Source organism: Spirosoma harenae, assembly GCF_054776975.1.
In genome coordinates this window covers 478,420-498,612 of the sequence record NZ_BAAHBD010000006.1, presented here as the reverse complement: position 1 = coordinate 498,612, position 20,193 = coordinate 478,420, and the positions used below count along the sequence as shown (strand labels likewise).

Genomic DNA, 20,193 nt, shown 5'->3' with positions numbered 1-20,193 from the left:
AATGTTTATCCATAACACATTATTCATCATTCTGAACGAAGTGATTTCACGGGATTCATCAGGGCCGCTTTAATACTTTGGAAACTGACTGTCAACAGCGCAATCCCAACAGCCAGCACGGCCGCCAGCACGAACATCCACCACTCGATGTCAATTTTATAGGCGAATTCCTGCAACCAGCGATTCATAACGTACCAGGCAACCGGGCTGGCCAGTACAATAGCGATAGCTACCAACCGGAGAAAGTCTTTAGAAAGCAAGCCAACAATACTGGAAACCGATGCGCCCAATACTTTCCGAACCCCAATTTCTTTGGTGCGTTGTTCAGCTGTGAACGTAGCCAGACCAAACAGACCCAGGCAGGCAACAAAAATGGTGAGTCCGGCGAATAAGCCCAGAATACGGCCGGTTTTCTGTTCGGCCAGATACGTATCGTTGAATCGCTTATCGAGGAACGAGTACGTAAAAGGCGCATCGGTAGTGAGTTTTTTCCATTCTTTTTCCAGCGAAGCCAGCAGACCGGACATATCTTTGGTTTTTGCCTTGATAATCACGGCCCCAGAATTTTCACCGAGCGTCATCACCAGCGGAGAAATCGACTCATGCAATGATCGAAAATGAAAATCTTTCACGACGCCAATCACCTTGTACATCTTTCTAGTTCCCTCGTTTTCAGAGTGACCGATGGTTTTGCCAAGGGCATTATTCGTCCAGCCAAGTGTTCGGGCGGCTGTTTCATTGATAATCACGCCCGACGAATCGGTGCCAAATTCTTTGGAAAAGTTTCGGCCAGCCGCCATCTGCATACCTAAGGTCGGAATGTAATCGTAATCGACATTGTACCGAAGTCCCTTCACAAATTGTGTTGGATTACTTTCCGGAAACATCATGTAGTTGTTTTTGTAACTTGGCCCCGCTGGCAGATAACCCGACATACTGACGTTCATAACACGAGGGTCCTGCATAATCTGGTTGCGGAAAACCTCTTCTTTTTTGGCCAATTGCCACGTATCGGGCAGTACCAACACTTGCTCTTTGGAGTAGCCCAGCTTCTTATTCTGAATGTAATTGAGCTGCTGGTAGACCACCGTAGTGCCAACCATTAGAATAATGGAAATGAAAAACTGAACAACGACCAGACCACTACGTAGTCCAATACTTTTCCGGTCGCCCGTAAATTTGGTGCCTTTCAGTACGGCAATTGGCTTGAACGACGACAGAAAAAAAGCAGGATAGCTTCCGGCTAGAATACCCACGATTACGCCTAGTACCAGCAGACTCGGTAATACCCAGAAACTGCCACTAATGTTGAGCGTCAGTGTTTTACCCGCCAACTCATTGAAGAGCGGTAGGGCCATATAAACGATACCAACAGCCAGTACCAGTGCAATCATGGTGAGCAGCAGCGATTCGATCAGAAACTGAGTTGTCAGACTTTGCCGGACTGAACCCATTACTTTACGAATGCCCACTTCTTTAGCTCGTTTTGAGGCTCCGGCCGTCGACAGGTTCATGAAATTGATACAGGCAATCAGCAGCATGAACAGCGCAATGGCCCCGAAGATGTATACGTATTGAACATCGCCGTTGGCGGCTATTTCACCCGTCAGGTCCGAGTGTAAATGAATATCGGTTAAGGGTTGCAGGCGAAAACCAAGATCATTTCCTTTCTGGCGAAACTGGGTCATACTCATCCCAAACGCCTGCTGGAGCTGTGGCCCCATGTACTTAGTGACCATTTGTGGAAATTTGGCTTCCAGTTGTTTCGGATTGTATCCTTTGGCCAGAACCAGATAGGTGAAGTACCCCGACGTCATCCATGAAGGCGATTTCGCATCCGGAACGCCCGCCATCGACATCAGTACATCGAAATGGAAGTGGGAATTGACCGGCATTTTGTCAATAACGCCGGTTACCTTGAAGAGCGCGTTCCAGCTTTTAATCGTTACAGATTTGCCAATTGGATTTTCATTTCCGAAATACTTCCGGGCCATTTCCTGCGTAATCACAGCCGAATTAGGCTGAAATAACGCTGTTTTTGCATTGCCCTGAATCAGTGGTAGTGAGAAAACCTGAAAGAAATTGGAATCGACATAAGCTAGCTGATCGTCCCGAAACGTTTTATCTCCAATTGTAATGCCCGGTGAACCAACTGTATGAATCCGGGTCGCTTCTTCGACCTCTGGATAATCCGTTTTCAGGGTTTGTGCAACGGGCGGCATAACGTTGGCTTCGTTGATCTCTCCACCATTCATAACGGCGTGAAACACGACGCGAACCATCCGATTCGCTTTCTCATTATATCGGTCATAGCTCAATTCGTCGAGTAAGAATAAACTGATGAGCAGACACGTTGCCAGGCCAATCGCCAGGCCAACGATGTTAATCGTCGAAAAAGCTTTATTCCGAAGCAGGTTCCGCCAGGCGATTTTTATGTAGTTTGTAAGCATCTTCCTCTATTTTTGTTACCTTTAATGAAAGCTCGTCTATTGAAAACGTCCTTATACCATGGAGACCATTATCGAACAACCCATCGACTTCGAAGACGAAAAAATGTCGAGCCTAAATCATTCTGAATTGCAGAGCCATCTAGCTTTTTTGTTGATGCTGGCCTATCGTACTCAATACAGTATTCTCACCGAACCTGATTTCGATTTTGCGTCTGGTAAAATGCGCCCCGACCTTGCTATCATGCCCAAACGTAAGGTAGATTGGTTAGCTGATGAAATCATTGTTCAGGAAGTACCGTTTACCACTATCGAAATTCTTTCTCCTGAACAAAGCCTGAATAGCTTAACCGATCGTATTTATAAAAAACATTTTCCTGCTGGTGTGAAGTCCGTTTGGTTAGTTGTTCCAACCGTGCAGACCGTTTCAATTCTTCTTCCTGACCGTCGACAGATCAATTTCGCTGAAGGAATTGTTGCCGACCCTGTGACAGGTATTCAACTTACCCTAAGCGAAATTTTCGAAGGGTAAGTTAGTCTAGGGCAGAGGGTTCGGAGCAATGGGTCGCCTAAACCTTCCCTATGCCCCTGGCCCTCCGCCCCAGGCATTTATTCCGAACGCAAACTCTTTACTGGATTCACCAGTGCGGCTTTGATACTCTGGAAACTCACGGTCAGCAGCGCAATGAGCATGGATAAGACTCCGGCCAGTACAAAAACCCACCATTCGATACCAATTTTGTATTGGAAATCCTGTAGCCACGATTGCATTAAGTACCAGGCAATTGGCGTAGAAATCACAATCGCTACGATCACCAGTTTCAGGAAATCTTTCGAGAGGAGCGATACGATACTGACCACCGATGCGCCCAACACTTTCCGAACCCCAATCTCTTTGGTGCGAGCTTCGGCGGTGAAAGCTGCTAATCCAAACAGACCCAAGCAGGCAATAAAGATGGTTAAGCCGGCAAAAACCTGATACAGCAGCCCCATCTGACGTTCGGCTTTGTAATAATTGTTGATGCTTTCGTCGTAGAATTTACCGTTGAACGCTACTTCTGGAAAGAGCTTTTCGTAAATCGCCTTAATTCGGTCGACGGCTTGTGGTAGATTTCGCGATTGAATTTTGATGCCTCCATTCCAGTAGAATTTGTCCGAAACGGTAATCAGCATTGGGTTAATGGCTTCACGGGCGGAACTGGTATGGAAATCCTTGACCACGCCCACAATCGTAGCGGGCTCCCAGCGGCCCATTCGCAGCTTTTTCCCAATAATCGATTCTGGATTTTTAATACCTAGCTTTCTGAGCAGGGTTTCATTCACGACAAACTTGGTGAGCGTATCATTGATTGCGTAAGGTCCGCCCGCCAAAAATTTCAAGCCGTACGTAGCGAAATAATCACCGTCGGCGAACTTCATCGAGATTTCAAAGTCTTCCTCTTTCGATAGGTTGGTAAAGGCAAAACTACTTCGCCAGTTATTCTCAGACGAAGGATGATCGGAGGAGTAGGATACCGCTTTTACATCGGAGAGACGTAGCAGTTCGTTGCGGAAGGTGTTGAAACGTGTGCGGTACTCAGTATCCATATTCAGTGTGAGAACGCCTTCTTTCTCGAATCCCAGATCGAGTCGACTCAGGTAATTCATCTGCCGCAGGTTGATCATCGTGCTGATAATCAGGATTAACGCCGTTGCAAATTGAAAGACAATCAGTGCCTGACGTAGGGAAACACCCTGCATCCAGCCTTTCGACACGTTTTTACGGAATGCTTCCAGGGGAGAGAAAGACGACAAAATCAGCGAGGGATATAGCCCCGACAAAAGCGTAAGAATGCTCAGTAATCCTAACAGATATAAGCCCGTTCCTGGCGTTAAGTACAAAGACGGATCGGCGGGTACGTCGAATGCTTTTTCAATCAACGGCAACGACAAGTACGTGAGCACAAGCCCAAAACCGACCGAAGCCAGCACCACTAGAAACGTTTCAGTCAGAAACTGAAATACCAGTTGATTTTTCTGGCTTCCGAGTACTTTCCGAACCCCAACTTCTTTGGCCCTTCGGGTGGCTAAGGCTGAATAGATATTGATAAAGTTGATACAGGCCATCAACAGAATCAGAATTCCCACGGTTGCAATGTTCTGAATACGTTGTTTAGGCACAGCTTTGCTTCTGAAATTGCCCAGTTGCTCGTCGTGGTGCATATTCGACAATGGGCTCAGAAAATGCGTTCTATGTTCGTTACTCTTTCGGTTCTCGTAATGTTTGTTGGCGAATTTGTCGAGCAGCGAATTGGCCGTTGCTACTGAAAATTTTTCCGGCATCAGCACAAAAATCTGGTCGTTGCTGCTTGTGCTACCCCAATCGTCGAACGTTCCAAAGCCGAACAGATCAGGCCGGGCGCGTTTCGATGCATAAGAAATTACCAGGTTGGTTGGGAAATCGGTGGTTTTGGGCGCATCTTCCAGTATGCCAACCACCTGCATCGTCGTCTGATTGTTGATTCGGATGTATTTCCCGACAGCCTGCTGGTAATCGTTGAAGTATTTCTCGGCATACGTCTTCGACAAAACCGCTACATTCGGTCGCGCTAGTACGTCGGGCCGACCCAGAATCCAGCGGAAATTGAACAGCTCGAAAAAGGCCGGTTCAACCAGTAATCCTTCGCCTTTCTCAATGAATTTCGAATTTGAATTCGTCGCTTTAGAATCACTGCCCAGCACGGTCACCTGCGGGTCGAGCATACCATAGACGGATACAATTTTCTCGAATTGGGGTATATCGGCTTTAAGGGCTGCGGCCACAGGAAGCGCACTTCCTGACGAAAAATCTTCACTTCCATTCGGATAAAAATCGTGTCGCCCTAACCGATAAATGCGGTCGTAATGCGTATGAAAAGTATCGAAACTCAACTCATAACGAACCACTAAAAATAATAACAACGCCGAGGTTACTCCTACGCTCAACCCCAGCGTATTGAGCAACGTAAAGGCGCGTTTGCGGACTAAATTCCGCCAGGCGATCTTGATATAGTTAAGAAGCATAGATGTAGAAGATTTATGTAGAGACGCGATCCCTCGCGTCTTATAACCGGATGGTGTCTTGTATTGCTGACGCGCCTGAGACGCGAGGGATCGCGTCTCTACAATTATTCACTACGCAAACTCTTCACCGGATTCATCAACGCGGCTTTGATACTTTGGAAACTCACGGTGATGAAGGCAATCGCCAGCGCCAGCAGACCTGCGACGGCGAACACCCACCACGGAACAGCAATCTTATAGGCGAAATTCTGGAGCCATTTGTCCATTGCGTACCAGGCAATGGGCGAAGCGATCAGAATAGCAATAATGACTAGCGTTAGAAAATCTTTGGACAGTAGCAGAACAATGTTCGTGACCGATGCACCCAGCACTTTGCGGACACCAATTTCTTTGGTCCGCTGCTGAGCCGCAAAAGCCGCTAAGCCAAATAGTCCGAGACAGGAAATTAGAATCGATATAGCGGTGAAGTAACTCACAATCCGCGACGTACGGGCTTCGACTTCGTAATTCTTCTGAAAATCTTCGTTCAGGAATGAGTATTGGAAAGGCTCATCAGGACGTAACACTTTCCATTTCTGCTCCAGAAAACTCAGCACATTCGCCATATTAGCCGTATTCACACGAACAATCATGTAATTGAAATCAGGCCGACTGTTCAGCAAAAATGTAAAAGGCTGAATGGTCTGGTGCAGATTTTCGAAATGAAAATCTTTTACCACACCCACAATTTCGTATTGATTCGTTTTGCCCTGCCAATCGAAATTCAATTTTTGGCCAACGGCTTTGTTTAGGGGAATCTGGAATGTACGGAGCGTGGCTTCGTTCACAACGAGCCGGTTGCTGGTATCGCCCGGGAATTGGCGGGCGAATAGTCGACCAGTCAACAACTTGAATCCCATGTTTTTCAGATAATCATAATCTACCCAATTGGTTTTGATACTTTCAGCATTGAGCGCACTTTGATCTGGTTTGTACAGCAGAAAATCAGTTGCATTGTTGATACCGGGGTAATACTGGGTTCCGGAAGCGCCTTCGACCTGATTATTAGCTAAAACTTCAGTCCGGTAGGCAGTGTAAATGCTACGAGCCTCCTTGCTGCTTAAGGGAATGGCAATCTGCTGTTCCTGCGTGAAACCCAATGACTTATTTCGCATAAAGCGCATCTGTTCCTGAATAACGAACGTAGCCAGCACCAGGCCAACCGAAATCACAAACTGAAAAACCACTAGTGCCCGACGTAGCATTACTGCCGACAACGTATTGGCAAACTTTCCTTTCAATACCTGCGCCGGGTTGAATAACGATAAATAAAACGCCGGGTAACTGCCTGCCAATAAGCCTGTTACTAGTGCTAGCAATACAAACGTAAGTATGATCCGTGGCTCGGCTAACTCCGATAACTGCAACGACTTGGCTGTCAGTTGATTGAAAACACTCAGGAAGGCGGAAACTAAGGTGATGGCAATACCCAGCGCCAGTAACGACAAAACCATCGATTCGCCCAGAAACTGCCCGATGAGCGAACCACGTTCGGCACCCATCACCTTCCGAACGCCTACTTCAGCCGCTCGTTTAGCTGATCGCGCCGTTGATAGATTCATGAAATTAATGCAGGCAATCAGCAAAGTAAACAGCGCAATCGAAGCCAGAATATACAAGTACGTTGTGGTATTGGTAGGGGTAACGATGGTGTTTATTTCGTCGAAAAGATGGAGCTCGGGTATAGGAACCAGAAACAGTCTTTTGTCGAAACCCACGGCGTTCAGGTCTTTACTGGCGTATTTTTCCATAAACGCTGGAAATTTTTTCTGCAACTGCGCTACGTTTGCATTAGGGCGAAGCTTCAGGTACGTAACGAACATGTTGTTGCAGCAGAAATCGAGTTTTCCTTCCCGCAAAAATTCACCAACCCAACCGGCCGACATTGGTAAAAAGAACTTGGCGTCGATGTGCGATCGGGCATTTTCGTCCCGGTAAACGCCCGTCACTTTAAATTCTTCACCATTGCCCGTTGTCCCGCTGATCCGTATTAGTTTGTTCAGGGCCGACGTAGCGCCAAACAATTTGTGGGCAATTTCTTCCGACAGCACCACCGAATTACGGTCAACCAGTGCGGTATGTGGATTGCCTTCGGTAAACTGGTAGGTAAACAAGTCAAAAAAAGTAGAATCGACCTGATAACCTTTGGTCTCGTAGAATGCTTTGACTGCTTTGCCGCCTTCCCGAACCTGAAGCAGGGCTTTGTCGTCGATAAGATTGATCCACAAACGAGCTGCCTGTTCAATTTCCGGAAATTGTGATTTCAATGCAAAGGCGTAAGGTGCCGACGCGGTGGCGTTTTTGTCACTACTTGCGCCTTTGTTCCCTTTTCCGATAATGGTTTCCTGCGCCATCAGGTATAGCCGACTGGCGTGTTCCTGATGTTTATCGTACGACAGTTCGCTACGGATATACAGCAGCAACAACATGCAGCAGGTCATCCCGACCGACAACCCAAAAATGTTGATCGCCGAGAACGACTTACTCCTCAGCAGATTCCGAACCGCGATTTTAAGATAGTTAAGAAGCATAAGTTTTTGGAGCGATGAGTGATTAGTGATGAGCGATAAGTTATGAACGCACACTCATCACTAATCACTCTGAACGTAGTGACTTTATTGGATTCGTAAGGGCGGCTTTTACGCTTTGGAAACTCACAGTTAGTAAGGCGATCAAGACCGTTAAACCACCAGCAAGTAAAAATACCCACCAGTGAATGTTGGTACGGTAAGCGAAGTCGGCAAGCCAGTTGTGCATGGCATACCAGGCAATGGGTGAAGCGATGACCAGCGCTACTAGTACCAGTTTCAGGAAATCTTTGGAGAAGAGCGTCACCAGACTTATTTCTGAAGCACCCAGTACTTTTCGAATGCCAATTTCTTTAGTCCGTTGCTCGGCCATGAACATCGACAGGCCGAATAGTCCCAGACAAGAGATTAGAATGGCAATACCGGCAAAAACACTGAACAGCGTTTGCTGGGTTTGTTCGCGGGCGTAGAGCCGACCGAAACGCGCGTCCAGAAACTGGTAGTCGAATGGCTGGGCGGGGAAAAACTGCTTCCATACCCCTTCGACCTGTTTTACCGCTGTTGTTACATCGCCTTTCAACGGAACCGAAATCCAGTTAAAATCGTCAACATCCATCACCATGGCTAGTGCAGCCATTTGCTGATGCAGTGATTCGAAATGGAAATCTTTGGTAACGCCAATAATCTGTCCTTTAACTGAGCCGTAGTGAAACGGTTTGCCAATCGCCTGTTCGGGCGTCCAGCCTAACTGACGTACTGCCGTTTCGTTCAGCACTACCATCGACGTATCGGTCGAATAGTTGCGGGAAAAATTACGTCCGGCGGCCATTTTTATCTGGTAGGCAGGAATAAAATCGTAGTCGACGCGTAAACCGCGCAGGTTTATTTTGACCGGAGCCATGCTGTCGCCTTTCATGGCTCGGGCTTCCTGCGAGTCGAGCAGCCGCCCCGACGGAATGCGCGACGAACGACCCATATCGCGTACCGCGCCTGTTTGAAGGAGCTGTTGTTTCAGGGTTTCGTAATTGGTTGTTGAATCGCCTACATCCGACAGCAGCAACATCTGATCTTTAGCATATCCCAACCGATAATCCTGAATGTATTTCATTTGATTATACACTACGACCGTGCTGATCATGAGTGCAATCGCAATCGCAAATTGCGTTATGACCAATATCTGACGCATTTTTCCACTTCGCATGGTGGCCGCAATCTGGCCTTTCAATACACCAAGCGGTTGGAACGAGGTTAGAAAGAAAGCTGGATAACTACCCGCAGTCAGTCCCGTTAGTAAGGTAATGCCAATCAGAATGGTGAGGAAGATAGGGTCAAGTAATTGTGTGAGGGCCAGTTGTTTATGGGTAAAGTCATTCAGGGCAGACAATCCCAGTATCACCAGAAACAAGGCAATTGCCAGTGCGAAAACCACTAGTAAAAACGATTCGCTCAGGAACTGGCCAATAAGCTGGGTGCGCAAAGCCCCTACAACCTTGCGCATCCCAACCTCTTTGGCCCGACCCGCCGAACGGGCTGTTGCCAGATTCATGTAATTGATGCAGGCGATCAACAAAATGAACAGACCAATAGCCGAAAAAAGATAAATGTAGCTGATATCACCAGTCGGTTCTATTTCCGAATCTGTATGTGAATACAGATGAATATCTCTCACATTTTGCAGATTCAGCACTGACCAGGTAGATGGTTTTACGCCCTCCTGCGAGGGTACGTGTTTATCCTGAAAAGCCGGGAAAGCGGCTTCTACCCGTTTAGGATCTACGCCGGGCTTGAGGAGCATGTACGTGTTGAACGAGTTATTGCCCCAGTTAGTCCGCAGCTGTTCAGCTCCGTAAATGCGATTGTCGTTGAATGTACTGAAGGAGGCCAGAAAGTCGGGATGGAAATGCGCTTGGGAAGGCAGCGGTTCAAAAACACCCGTCACCGTCATGTCGAACTGGTTATTCATCCGAACCGTTTTGCCCATCGGATTTTCCTTTCCGAAATATTTCTCCGCCATCGGGCGCGAAAACATAATCGAAAACGGATTGACCAGCGCATAATCCGGATTGCCAGCGGTTAGCTTAAAATCAAATACGTTAAACAGATTCGCTTCGGCAAAGAACACTTCGTCTTCGTTATACGAATGTTCGCCATAGCGTATCAGTGCTCCATTATCAAGCGTTCGGACCACTTCTTCAGCTTCCGAAAAATCCTGTTTGATCAGCGGCCCAAATGGCGGAGCAGCTTGTGCCAATTTTAACGACGGTGTTCCTTCTGATGAAAGAAAAGTTCGCGAAACGCGATAGATGCGGTCGGCCTTCGAATTATATCGGTCGTAACTAAGTTCGTCTTTGACATAAAGGGCAATCAACAGAAAACACGCTAGTCCAACAGCCACACCTACAATGTTGATGAAACTGAACGTTTTGTGTTTCACCAGGTTCCGAAAAGCGATAAGCAGATAATTGCGTAACATAACGAGTTGAGGCAGGGGTTGTAGGGATTGGGTGAATATCAAGGCAGTTAATCAGGCTACTCACGAATCCCCTGCCATCTATATCCAAGTCCCAAATGCCGTACCAGAAAAATAAGTCTCTGATTATCAGTGGTATTTTGATGGCTTAGTACAGTGGATTGTCCGCTAACGGACGCAAATCGGACGGTTACGGACAGGGGAGAATAGGGGAGAGGGGAAGGTATAGGGAAGAAATTAGTATGTATAACCCTGTGGCCGAACCCCAAGCCCTATGCCAGCTTAAAACTGATTCTTCAGAGCTAGTGTCGGGTAAACCTGTACCTGATTTGCGTTGGTGAGCGTGTGATAAAACAGGTTAATTCGGGTGCCGATAGAAACCGTTTTGGTGAGTTTGACCCAGCATTGCGGATCGCCGAAAAAGGCTATTTTTTTGCCGCTCATATCCTTCGTGAATTCGTTCCCCTGATTCCGATTTTCGCTCCAGGCAACCAGGCTGCCGGCAATCATAATCCGATAATTGAAAAATCCTCTTCCGAAGTAAAATGTAAGTTGTGGATCGTAGCTAGCTTTTGGGAAAGCATTGTATCGATATACCAGACTTGTGCTGAACCAGGCACTTTTCCATTGAAACGGATAAGCCACACCAACGCCGAACGTATTGGTGAGGTAATAACCATATGAAGGCGGGGCAACGCCCAATCCACCCGTGTAGGTTAGAGCCAGATACACTTTGGGTTTCCAGAAGCGTATATTCTTGGAAACCTGCAAAAAAAGCTGACCAACATTGTTATTTTCGCCCGAGAAGTCGGTTTGCATTTTGAGCAGAAATGACCCTGTTGAATCGTTGCTTTTGAAATATTCGTAAGATAGCGACGCAAAATTTCTCCGGTTCAGATCGGGGTCGAGCGAATGCCTGAAATCGTAGTGAAGTTGAAGTTGCTGGGCTTGCACTAGTCCGAAAGTGAGGTAGAAAATAATCAAAAAAGTAGTTTTCATGACCGACGATTTTTTCGGTAAAACTTCATCGGAAGGCCCGGAACGGACGGAATTTGGGCGGAAACGTTACGGAAATGTCAATTCCGGCGTCTGATTAGCGTTAAAGGCAGGAACGTATTTTTTAGAGATGGACGAGTTTGATCGGCGGGTATTTTCTGAATTGTTGAATGCGGTGGTCATGAAATGTTTCAGCCACTCGCTGGACAATCCATTATCTGAGCCGGAGAGTAAGCATTTGAGCAGCGAAATCGAAGAAGCCACCGGATTAGTCATCGGTTGGCGGAGTGTAAAAAATTATGCCGCTTTTGTGCTGAATCCAACGTCCGCAAAACAGGAAAATCCGTCAACGGCAACGCTCGATACGCTGGCTCGTTATGTATTCGATGCGCCCGTTACGTCGGAAGCTGAGCGCAAAAAAACGGGCGAGCATTTCCCATACTGGTTTCGCTATCGGGAGCAGATGCTGCCGGTCCAACAGGTTAGCGTTCCTCAAAGCACACGATCCAATCGTCGTTTAGGATTTATTGTTGGTGCTACGTTAATACTAGGCAGTATAATTGGTTTTGTGTGGTTTCGACCGGCAGATGTGGTATCGTTTCAGGATAATTTCCGGGCTATTGACGATGCTTCACTACGGCAAAATGGCTGGTTGGTTCAGCATAAAAACGCTACCTACTGGAATCGCCGAACGGAGAATCCCGGTCAATTAACCTTATTTACTCTCAAAGGTGATAGCTGGCCACAAGCGGATGAATCCCCGCGTGTGCAAAACTTGCTATTGCATGCAATACAGTCTGATTGCTTTCGCACGGAAGTGCATTTGACTGATTTCGTTCCTGGCGGCAATTGGCAGCAAGCGGGTTTGTTATTACTGGAAGACACCTTATTTACAGGCAAAAGCATCCGGCTCTCGCTTTCCTACAACGACTTTTTTGGCGGTCTGAGCCAACCAAGCGAAATTCTTATTCAGGCAACGGCTTCGAACGGAAAAAGCGACCGCAACCTGGAAGAGTTTATTCACCAACCACTATTCCGCATTGGCAACGCCAACGACCGACGTATCGCCGTAACCAACCTGAAGAATGTAGCATTCCGAATCGAGAAACAGGGACAGAAATTTCGGATTTTATATTCTGCCAGTCCTGTCGATAATTTCTCGTTTAAAGAAATCACTACATACAATTTTGGGATGAAGCCCAAATACCTCGGATTGTTTGCATTAAAAGGATTTGTTGATTCAACCGCCGTAATGCCCGTTAGGGTTAAATACGTTCGTCTGGATGGGCTACGTTGTGAATGAGCTATTTGTCAGGCAATAAAGCAATGGTCATAACGCTTCGGTAAAAGTCGGCAAACCGGTCGGCATTATATGTTGACTGCATTGCGCATAACACGTCGAACGCACCTAAATGCACCCATTCCCAGAGCATTGTACCGAAATTATAAGCATACATTGGCTTTTCCACTTCGTCGCGAATCGACGCAATCATCTCTTCCGACAAGCCATACGTTCCTAACCAATTCACAATCCGTTGATGAGTTTCGTCAGTGTATTCGGTATCCAGAAAAGGCTCCAGCAAGCCATCCCAAAGATCATCTCGCTTCACGATGGGTATCTGATTTGTCTCGGCAAACCAAATCAAATTATCTTTTTGTTTGGCCGAAACAAACAGCAATTCATTGTTTACACGGATTGCAGGTGGGGCCGCCGATACATCTATATTGGTAAAATCAGTTGCTATAAAACGGGTTTGCCGATAAGCAATCGACGGTTTGAAAGGGTAGGAGGGAATCGTTAAATAGCCCGATTCGATGATAATTTCAGGGACAGGAATAAGCATTCAGAACCGGGATTTATGGGATTTAACGGACTGACTATGATTTTGTAGATAGAATGGGCGCTTCGTCGAAGCGAAAGACAAAATCTGTTTTAATCCTTACATCTCATAAATCCCGGTTCAGGCTTTTCACCGGATTTACTAATGCCGCCTTTATACTTTGATAACTTACCGTTAGCAGCGCAATACCACTGGCTAGCGCGCCAGCCAGTGCAAATACCCACCAGGCAATATCAATTCGATAAGCAAAATCGTGCAACCACTGATTCATGACCCACCAGGCTAGTGGACTCGCTAAAATAATGGCAATCAATACGAGCTTCAAAAAGTCTTTTGAAAGCAGCGTAACGATGCTGGTAACGGAAGCACCTAACACTTTTCGAATGCCGATTTCTTTGGTGCGTTGAGTAACAATAAACGATACAAGTCCGTACAAACCCAGGCAGCAAATCAGGATGGCGATGCCCGTGAACGTATTGACGAGCCGGAAAAGCATGTTTTCACTTTCATAGAATTGCGCCAGTTGATCGTCCAGATACGTGTATTCGAACACATCGTTCGGGTATAAGGTCTGCCAGACTTGCCGTACGTGTTGAAGCGTCTGAGCAAGGTTTTTTCCCGATACCCGAATGCCTGCTTGCTTAAACGATGGGGAATAGCTCGCAATGAAACAAGGTCCGATTGGCTCGTGTAACGAGTGTTGGTGAAAATCTTTCACGACGCCAACAATCGGTAACAGAACCGGCGATAAATAGTACTGAATTTTTAGTCCGATAGCCTGTTTTGGGTCGCGAAGATTCAACCTCTTCAGAAATGTTTCGTTGATCAGGTACTCTCGGATGGTATCGCTGGGTATGATATTACGTCCGGCAATGAGCTGTAAACCATAGGTCTTTAGATAATCTGCGTCGCCGATACGTTCCCGAAGCGAATAGGCTTCCCAGTCGCTACGACCCTCTACTTTCACCGAGCCGCTGTACAGGGCCTGAGCCGAGGGTGGACGTTGACTCAGGCTCACCGATTTAATGTCAGGATACTGTACCAATTCATTTTTGAGGGCATCGCGTTGGCTCTTCTGCGACGTTGGCAGATTTACAATAAGAACATTGTCTTTGTTAAATCCTAAATCGGCCTCGCGCAAATAGCGAACCTGCGAAGCAACTACTAATGCCCCAATAAGTAATGACTGACAAACCACAAACTGCACCACAATCAGCGAATGGCGGAGCGAAAAACTACCCTGATGACCTACCGAAAGCTTACCTGTTAAAGCCGCCCACGGACTAAAACCGGATAATACAATCGCCGGATAAATACCCGCCAGCACAATTACCAGGACATTGAGCAAGATGATAAAACATACCGTCACTACGTCCAGACGTAGCGATAAGTAGGTGGATAACCACGTATTGAGCAGAGGCAACGTAACAATGGCTAGCAGAAAGGCAAGACTCGATGCCGTGAGAACAATAATAGCCGTTTCGAGCAAGAACTGCCAAACCAACTGCCCCCGGCTACTCCCCAGCGTTTTACGGATACCCACTTCCTTGCCCCGACGTAATGCCTGCGCCGTTGCCAGGTTGACAAAATTGATGCAAGCCGTGAGCACCAAAAAGAGCCCGATCAACCCCAGCGACCAGAGTAACGAAGGTCGAATGGCGCCACCGGCAACCCGTTTTACATCGAAATGCACATCGGCTAATGGCTGAAAATGAAAATGGTAGTATTTGGCCATTTCGCCAAGATGCTTCTTTCTAAGGGCAGGCATGGCCGATTCCATACTGGCAACTGACTGCGGATTTTTGAGCGTAACGAACAGTCGATCTGTGCTGTTAATGTTGCTCCAATCGTTCGAGTCGTACTTGGGATCTAGTTGAGGAAGGGTGGCGATAGAAATGAATAGATTAATGTCAGTATCGGTCGTTTTGGGAGGATCGGCTAGTATACCCGTCACTTTTGCGCGAACGATATGGTTTAGTTGAAGTGTCTGACCCACCGGGTCGCTATCGCCAAAATATTTCCTTGCCCACGATTCGGTGAGTACCACGCTGGCTGGCTCCCGAAGGGCTATTTTGGGATTTCCCCGTAGCCATTGGTAATCAAAAATGTCAAATAACTCAGGCTCTGCCAGGGCCGTACTTTTATGTTCCAGAAACCGCATTCCCTGATTCAACTTGGGAGACGCTACATGTTGCTGAATCAAAGGACCAATTTCTACGGTCAATTCGCGGTTCATTTTCACAAAAGCAGCTTGCTCAACTTGTGGATAGTCGGTACGTAGTGCTTTTGCCATCGGAAGTGGTGCTCCAGGATCATTTTCTACCGAACCATCATCAAGATGCAAATCCAGCACGACACGGAAAATTCGGTCGAATTTAGTGTGGTGCCGGTCGGTGCTGATATGATAGCGAATGAATAGAAAAATCAGCAATCCACCCGCCATCCCGATGGTCAGGCCTGTCAAGTTCAGAAGGGTATAAACACGCTGCGAACGCAGGTTTCGGAAGGCCGTTTTGATGCAATTGCGAATCATTGAGTTTTGGTTATATTTGTTCAAAACAGGATACATATGTATTTCCCACCGTTAACTCCGCCATCACTTGTTCACGAAGATCAAGATGTTTGGGCGCCGGCTGATCATCAGCGTGTTATTGCCAAGCTCATGACTGGATTGGGTGTACTTTTCTATCGAGAGAAAGCAATACATCTTGAACCGCTGCCCGAAACGATGCTTGATGAGGGCAAGGCTAGTCAGGTCCCTGATATATCGTTGCGTGATAATCGGATAGCTCAGACGCCCATTATTATTGAAATATGCCACATAAATGGGTTGAGAGGTGATCTGCGTAAAGTCGTTCAATTAATTGACGAAGATGATTACGGGATTCGTGAAGGCTTCATCTATGATTATCATACAGAAAAATGGCTACTGTATCGTTTCGGTGATGGCGGCTTAACGACAGAATCGTCATACTCTGAAATTCTACAGCTTGATTTGAATCAATTCCTGAACCGGGATTTATGAGATTTAACTGATTAGGCTGATTTTGTAGATGGGGATGGGCGCTTCTTCAAAGCGAAAAACAAAATCAGCTTAATCAGTTAAATCTCATAAATCCCGGTTCTTATTCACTCCGCAAGCTTTTCACTGGATTCGCCAGCGCAGCTCGGATAGCCTGCGTGCTGACGACCAAACCCGTTAGTAATGCCAGTGCAAGTCCTACGAGCGCAAACGGCCACCACGAAAGGTCGGTACGATAAGCGAAGTGCGTCAGCCAGTTTCGGAGTAGGTAATAGGCTAGTGGCCAGGCGATAATGTTGGCAATCAACAGAATGGGTACGAACTCTTTCAGGAATAGATGCACAATACCCGCTGTCGAAGCACCCAGCGTTTTGCGAATACCAATCTCTTTCGTGCGACGCGTTACGTTCAACGATACTAACCCCAGTACACCCAGCAGGACAATGACCAAGGCCAATACTGTAGCCAGTTTTGAGGCTTTTTGAAGTTGTATTTCCGTTTGATACAATTTCTGAAGCGTATCGTCCATGAACGAATATTCGAACGGCGCGTCGGGAAATAATCTAGCCCATTCTTTCCCGATTACTGCTACGGTTTCGGGTAAATTGCTAGAAGGTGTTAGTTTAAACGTGAAGTAGCGATAACGCGGGTTCGCTCGAACGTGGACGAAAACGAGTGGATTTATAGATTCATGCAGCGAACCAAAGTGAAAATCTTTCAGTACACCATCAACTCGATTCGCTGGTCCTCCGCCCTGAACTCGAATCAGTTGTCCTACTGCTTTGCTTGGATCATTCCACCCCAGCGTCTTAGCCGCCGATTCATTAATAACCACCTCTGTAGAATCGTAACTGCCGCCGTAGGGATGGAAAAATTCTCCCTCCTGCATGCTTAGACCATACGTTTCGGCAAAACGTTCGTCAGTGGTCATTACTGCCGCAACGGCTGCGCTGCTACTGTCGCGACCTTGCTGAAAGATACGGACGCTGCCGCTGGATTTACCATCCGGAATAACAAACGAAAAACTGACGTCGCTCACACCGGGAATGCGAGCTAACTGGCTCCGAACACCTTCCATACGCTGCACACCCGCTGGCGACCAATCGCGGGGAACAGAAGCAACCGTCATAAGTTGGCTTTTTTGGTAGCCTAAATCCTTGGTGAAGAAATAGGAGACTTGGCGACTAATAATCATAGCGCCCACAAACACGAAAATGGCGACCGTAAATTGAAACACAATTAGCGCCCGCCGAAGACCAATCCCTTTCTGTACGGAAGTCGCGAGTTTGCCTTTTAACGATTCGACCGAAGGTAATCGGGATAGAATAAACGCTGGGTATCCACCAGCTAATAACCCGATAAACAGCACTATTCCGACCAAAGCCAGATAAGCCGTAGCTGACCAGGATATGAGCGAGGGAATTGGACGCTCTAAGATGTCGGCAAACGTAAAGCGAAACGCTTCGTGGCAAATCAGCGCCAGTAACGTAGCGCCGAAAGTGAGCAACAGACTTTCGGCCAGAAATTGCCCGATGAGTTGCTTTTTCAAACCGCCAAGTACTTTTCTAACACCTATTTCACGCAAGCGTGTCGCCGACATGCCGATGGTAATATTGACGAAATTTACCACAGCCATTAGCAGAATGAAAAGGCCGATTATGGTCAACGTCAGCACCATTTTTTCGACCAGACCATTTTGTGCTTTCAGATAATATGTATCCAGTGGGCTCAGGTAAGGATGCAAATTTTCCTTAAAACCGGGTGGTGCATAGGTAGCCAGCATTTGCTCAAGCGGCTTAGTAAGTTGATCAGCAGTGACGCCCGGCTGGAGTTCGAGATAATTAGGAATGTACTGATTCTGCCAGGAGTTTACGCCATCTGCTGGTGTAAAATACCCGACATCCCGCATGGGAATGAAAACCTGATCGCGAGTGGGTAGCAGATCGGTTACGCTGTTCTTAGGTGGGTTTTCTAATACGCCTGTTATCGTAAATAGTTGCTTGCCGCCGATGGGCGTCTGAACGGTTAGTTGTTCTCGGAGTACGTTCGTTCTTCCAAAATACTTCTGTGCGATTTCGGACGTAATAACAATGGAATTAGGAGCCAGCATCGCTGTTTTAGGATCGCCGTAGGCCATCGGAAATCCGAACATCGATAGCATCGTCGAATCGCCGATTTCGATTCCTTCCCGAAAATGATTTTGCCCTTTCGAGATGATGGCTGTTACACCGTAAAATCGGTAATAATTTGCGATCAGATTTGGATATACTTGCTTGAGCGTCGGGCCAATAAGCCCCAGTGTAGTGATATCCATTCCCATGGTTGATTCCTTCCAGCGACTCTGTAGCAGATACTGCCGATCGGCATGACGTAGCGTTTTATTGACAGCTAGTTCGCCCTGAATGTAATTGCCAATAAGTAGGAGAAACGTAATGCCGACGGTCAGGCCGAGCAGCGTAACGAGGGCGTAGAATTTTCGCCGAAGCAGGTTCCGAATCGCGATTTTGAGATAATTCTGTAGCATAAAATAAACGGATTTGACTACGGACTTTTGACGCCGTGAAGGTATTTACGTTTGTCGTAGGAGTTGATTGCGAGCCCGTTAAAAGATGTTAAGGGCGCACACCGCATTTTGGCTACAACATCTGCGGATTTGGCAACAGTTGTTTTTGCGTAAGCATGGACCTTTGTCAACGCAATTTGAAAACAGTACTTATGATTTACTCGAAAGGATATGCCGCTCAAAGCGCTGAGACCGATTTAGCCCCCTGGAATTTTAGCCGACGGGATGTTGGCCCACACGATATACTGATCGACATTGCCTATTGTGGAGTTTGCCATACCGACATTCACCTGACCCGTAACGAATGGTTTCCTGGCCTGTTTCCCATGGTACCTGGTCACGAAATTGTTGGTATCGTTTCGCAGGTCGGCGACCACGTAACGAAATTCAAATCCGGCGACCGGGCTGCGGTGGGTGTAATGGTGGATTCGTGTCGGGAATGCGAAGAGTGCCAAAATGGGCAGGAACAGTTTTGCACGGTGAGTCCGGTGGTTACGTATAATAATCTGGACCATTATGGAATGCCTGCGTACGGTGGTTATGCTAATAACATCGTTCTGCACGAAGATTTTGCGCATCATGTGTCCGAAAACTTGGACTTTGCCGCTGTAGCTCCACTGCTATGTGCAGGCATCACAACCTACTCGCCCCTACGCCGTTGGAACGTCGGTAAAGGGCATAAACTGGCTGTTGTCGGTTTGGGCGGTTTGGGGCATATGGCTGTGAAATTTGGGGTAGCCTTTGGGGCCGAAGTGACTGTGCTAAGTACGTCGCCCAATAAAGAGGAAGCGGCTAAAAAGCTGGGGGCGCATCATTTCGTTGTGACAAAAGATGAAGAGCAAATGAAGTCGGCAGCCAAGTCTTTCCATTTCATTATTGATACAGTGGCTGCCAATCATGAGGTCAACCCGTACATGGCGTTGCTCAAAACGAATGGAATCTACATTAATGTCGGAATGCCTGCCGAGCCCTGGCAATTGTCTTCGTTTACGTTAGCGATGGGCAATAAAGTTGTAACGGGTTCTGGGGCGGGGGGATTGCCAGAAACCCAGGAAATGCTGGATTTCTGCGCCGAACACAACATCGTAGCCGACATTGAACTAATCAACATCAAAGACATTCACACCGCTTTTGAACGGATGCTGAAAGGCGATGTGTTATACCGTTTTGTGATTGATATGTCCACGTTGTAAAATTGTTTTCACCCCTAAATCCCCTGAAGGGGACTTATTGTATTTACTAATA

General features: G+C 47.0%; 12 protein-coding genes. 4 read left to right on the top strand and 8 right to left on the bottom strand.

From position 1 onward, the window contains the following. Window positions 1-26: 26 nt before the first annotated feature. Window positions 27-2,450 carry an ABC transporter permease gene (locus ACYVE4_RS05745; protein WP_460996017.1) on the bottom strand — a complete coding sequence of 808 codons (2,424 nt, stop codon included), beginning with the start codon at window positions 2,448-2,450 and terminating at the stop codon, window positions 27-29. A 58-nt stretch (window positions 2,451-2,508) separates the two neighbouring features. Between ACYVE4_RS05745 and ACYVE4_RS05740 the strand changes: the two genes are divergently transcribed. Then, window positions 2,509-2,979, top strand: coding sequence for a Uma2 family endonuclease (locus ACYVE4_RS05740; protein WP_460996016.1), 471 nt, complete (start codon window positions 2,509-2,511; stop codon window positions 2,977-2,979). A gap of 77 nt (window positions 2,980-3,056) precedes the next feature. Here ACYVE4_RS05740 and ACYVE4_RS05735 read toward each other — a convergent pair whose 3' ends face one another. The 4 genes from ACYVE4_RS05735 to ACYVE4_RS05720 form a co-directional block, all read right to left on the bottom strand. Further along, window positions 3,057-5,489: an ABC transporter permease gene (locus ACYVE4_RS05735; protein ID WP_460996015.1), complete on the bottom strand. Its 2,433-nt coding sequence runs from the start codon at window positions 5,487-5,489 to the stop codon at window positions 3,057-3,059. 104 nt (window positions 5,490-5,593) lie between these two features. Continuing rightward, window positions 5,594-8,059 carry an ABC transporter permease gene (locus tag ACYVE4_RS05730; RefSeq protein ID WP_460996014.1) on the bottom strand — a complete coding sequence of 822 codons (2,466 nt, stop codon included), beginning with the start codon at window positions 8,057-8,059 and terminating at the stop codon, window positions 5,594-5,596. Between the two features lie 64 nt (window positions 8,060-8,123). Beyond that, window positions 8,124-10,529: an ABC transporter permease gene (locus tag ACYVE4_RS05725; protein WP_460996013.1), complete on the bottom strand. Its 2,406-nt coding sequence runs from the start codon at window positions 10,527-10,529 to the stop codon at window positions 8,124-8,126. 279 nt (window positions 10,530-10,808) lie between these two features. Then, window positions 10,809-11,525: a DUF5020 family protein gene (locus ACYVE4_RS05720; RefSeq protein ID WP_460996012.1), complete on the bottom strand. Its 717-nt coding sequence runs from the start codon at window positions 11,523-11,525 to the stop codon at window positions 10,809-10,811. Window positions 11,526-11,652: 127 nt separating this feature from the next. On the opposite strand from ACYVE4_RS05720, the gene ACYVE4_RS05715 reads away from it, so the two are divergent. Beyond that, window positions 11,653-12,825 (top strand): hypothetical protein, encoded by a 1,173-nt coding sequence (locus tag ACYVE4_RS05715; protein WP_460996011.1) that lies wholly within the window; start codon window positions 11,653-11,655, stop codon window positions 12,823-12,825. A gap of 1 nt (window position 12,826) precedes the next feature. On the opposite strand, the gene ACYVE4_RS05710 is transcribed toward ACYVE4_RS05715, so the two are convergent. Together ACYVE4_RS05710 and ACYVE4_RS05705 are read right to left on the bottom strand one after the other, a co-directional pair. Next, window positions 12,827-13,366 carry a hypothetical protein gene (locus ACYVE4_RS05710; RefSeq protein WP_460996010.1) on the bottom strand — a complete coding sequence of 180 codons (540 nt, stop codon included), beginning with the start codon at window positions 13,364-13,366 and terminating at the stop codon, window positions 12,827-12,829. Between the two features lie 103 nt (window positions 13,367-13,469). Beyond that, the gene (locus ACYVE4_RS05705) at window positions 13,470-15,896 is read right to left on the bottom strand and encodes an ABC transporter permease (RefSeq protein ID WP_460996009.1); all 2,427 of its coding nucleotides are present in this window, start codon (window positions 15,894-15,896) and stop codon (window positions 13,470-13,472) included. Window positions 15,897-15,932: 36 nt separating this feature from the next. Between ACYVE4_RS05705 and ACYVE4_RS05700 the strand changes: the two genes are divergently transcribed. Beyond that, entirely contained in the window at window positions 15,933-16,388 is a 456-nt protein-coding gene (locus ACYVE4_RS05700) for a hypothetical protein (RefSeq protein WP_460996008.1), read from the top strand. Window positions 16,389-16,488: 100 nt separating this feature from the next. On the opposite strand, the gene ACYVE4_RS05695 is transcribed toward ACYVE4_RS05700, so the two are convergent. After that, a complete protein-coding gene (locus tag ACYVE4_RS05695) occupies window positions 16,489-18,909 on the bottom strand; it encodes an ABC transporter permease (RefSeq protein ID WP_460996007.1) in 2,421 nt (806 codons plus the stop codon). 191 nt (window positions 18,910-19,100) lie between these two features. Here ACYVE4_RS05695 and ACYVE4_RS05690 point away from each other — a divergent pair, with 191 nt between their 5' ends. Next, window positions 19,101-20,141, top strand: a complete 1,041-nt coding sequence (locus ACYVE4_RS05690) for an NAD(P)-dependent alcohol dehydrogenase (RefSeq protein ID WP_460996006.1) — start codon at window positions 19,101-19,103, stop codon at window positions 20,139-20,141. The last annotated feature ends 52 nt before the right edge of the window (window positions 20,142-20,193 follow it).

Excerpts from the sequence above, each read along its gene's own strand:
- ACYVE4_RS05705 (WP_460996009.1), bottom strand. The coding sequence starts at position 15,896 with ATGATTCGCAATTGCATCAAAACGGCCTTCCGAAACCTGCGTTCGCAG.
- ACYVE4_RS05700 (WP_460996008.1), top strand. The coding sequence starts at position 15,933 with ATGTATTTCCCACCGTTAACTCCGCCATCACTTGTTCACGAAGATCAA.
- ACYVE4_RS05740 (WP_460996016.1), top strand. The coding sequence starts at position 2,509 with ATGGAGACCATTATCGAACAACCCATCGACTTCGAAGACGAAAAAATG.
- ACYVE4_RS05735 (WP_460996015.1), bottom strand. The coding sequence starts at position 5,489 with ATGCTTCTTAACTATATCAAGATCGCCTGGCGGAATTTAGTCCGCAAA.
- ACYVE4_RS05690 (WP_460996006.1), top strand. The coding sequence starts at position 19,101 with ATGATTTACTCGAAAGGATATGCCGCTCAAAGCGCTGAGACCGATTTA.
- ACYVE4_RS05730 (WP_460996014.1), bottom strand. The coding sequence starts at position 8,059 with ATGCTTCTTAACTATCTTAAAATCGCGGTTCGGAATCTGCTGAGGAGT.
- ACYVE4_RS05710 (WP_460996010.1), bottom strand. The coding sequence starts at position 13,366 with ATGCTTATTCCTGTCCCTGAAATTATCATCGAATCGGGCTATTTAACG.
- ACYVE4_RS05720 (WP_460996012.1), bottom strand. The coding sequence starts at position 11,525 with ATGAAAACTACTTTTTTGATTATTTTCTACCTCACTTTCGGACTAGTG.
- ACYVE4_RS05745 (WP_460996017.1), bottom strand. The coding sequence starts at position 2,450 with ATGCTTACAAACTACATAAAAATCGCCTGGCGGAACCTGCTTCGGAAT.
- ACYVE4_RS05725 (WP_460996013.1), bottom strand. The coding sequence starts at position 10,529 with ATGTTACGCAATTATCTGCTTATCGCTTTTCGGAACCTGGTGAAACAC.
- ACYVE4_RS05715 (WP_460996011.1), top strand. The coding sequence starts at position 11,653 with ATGGACGAGTTTGATCGGCGGGTATTTTCTGAATTGTTGAATGCGGTG.
- ACYVE4_RS05695 (WP_460996007.1), bottom strand. The coding sequence starts at position 18,909 with ATGCTACAGAATTATCTCAAAATCGCGATTCGGAACCTGCTTCGGCGA.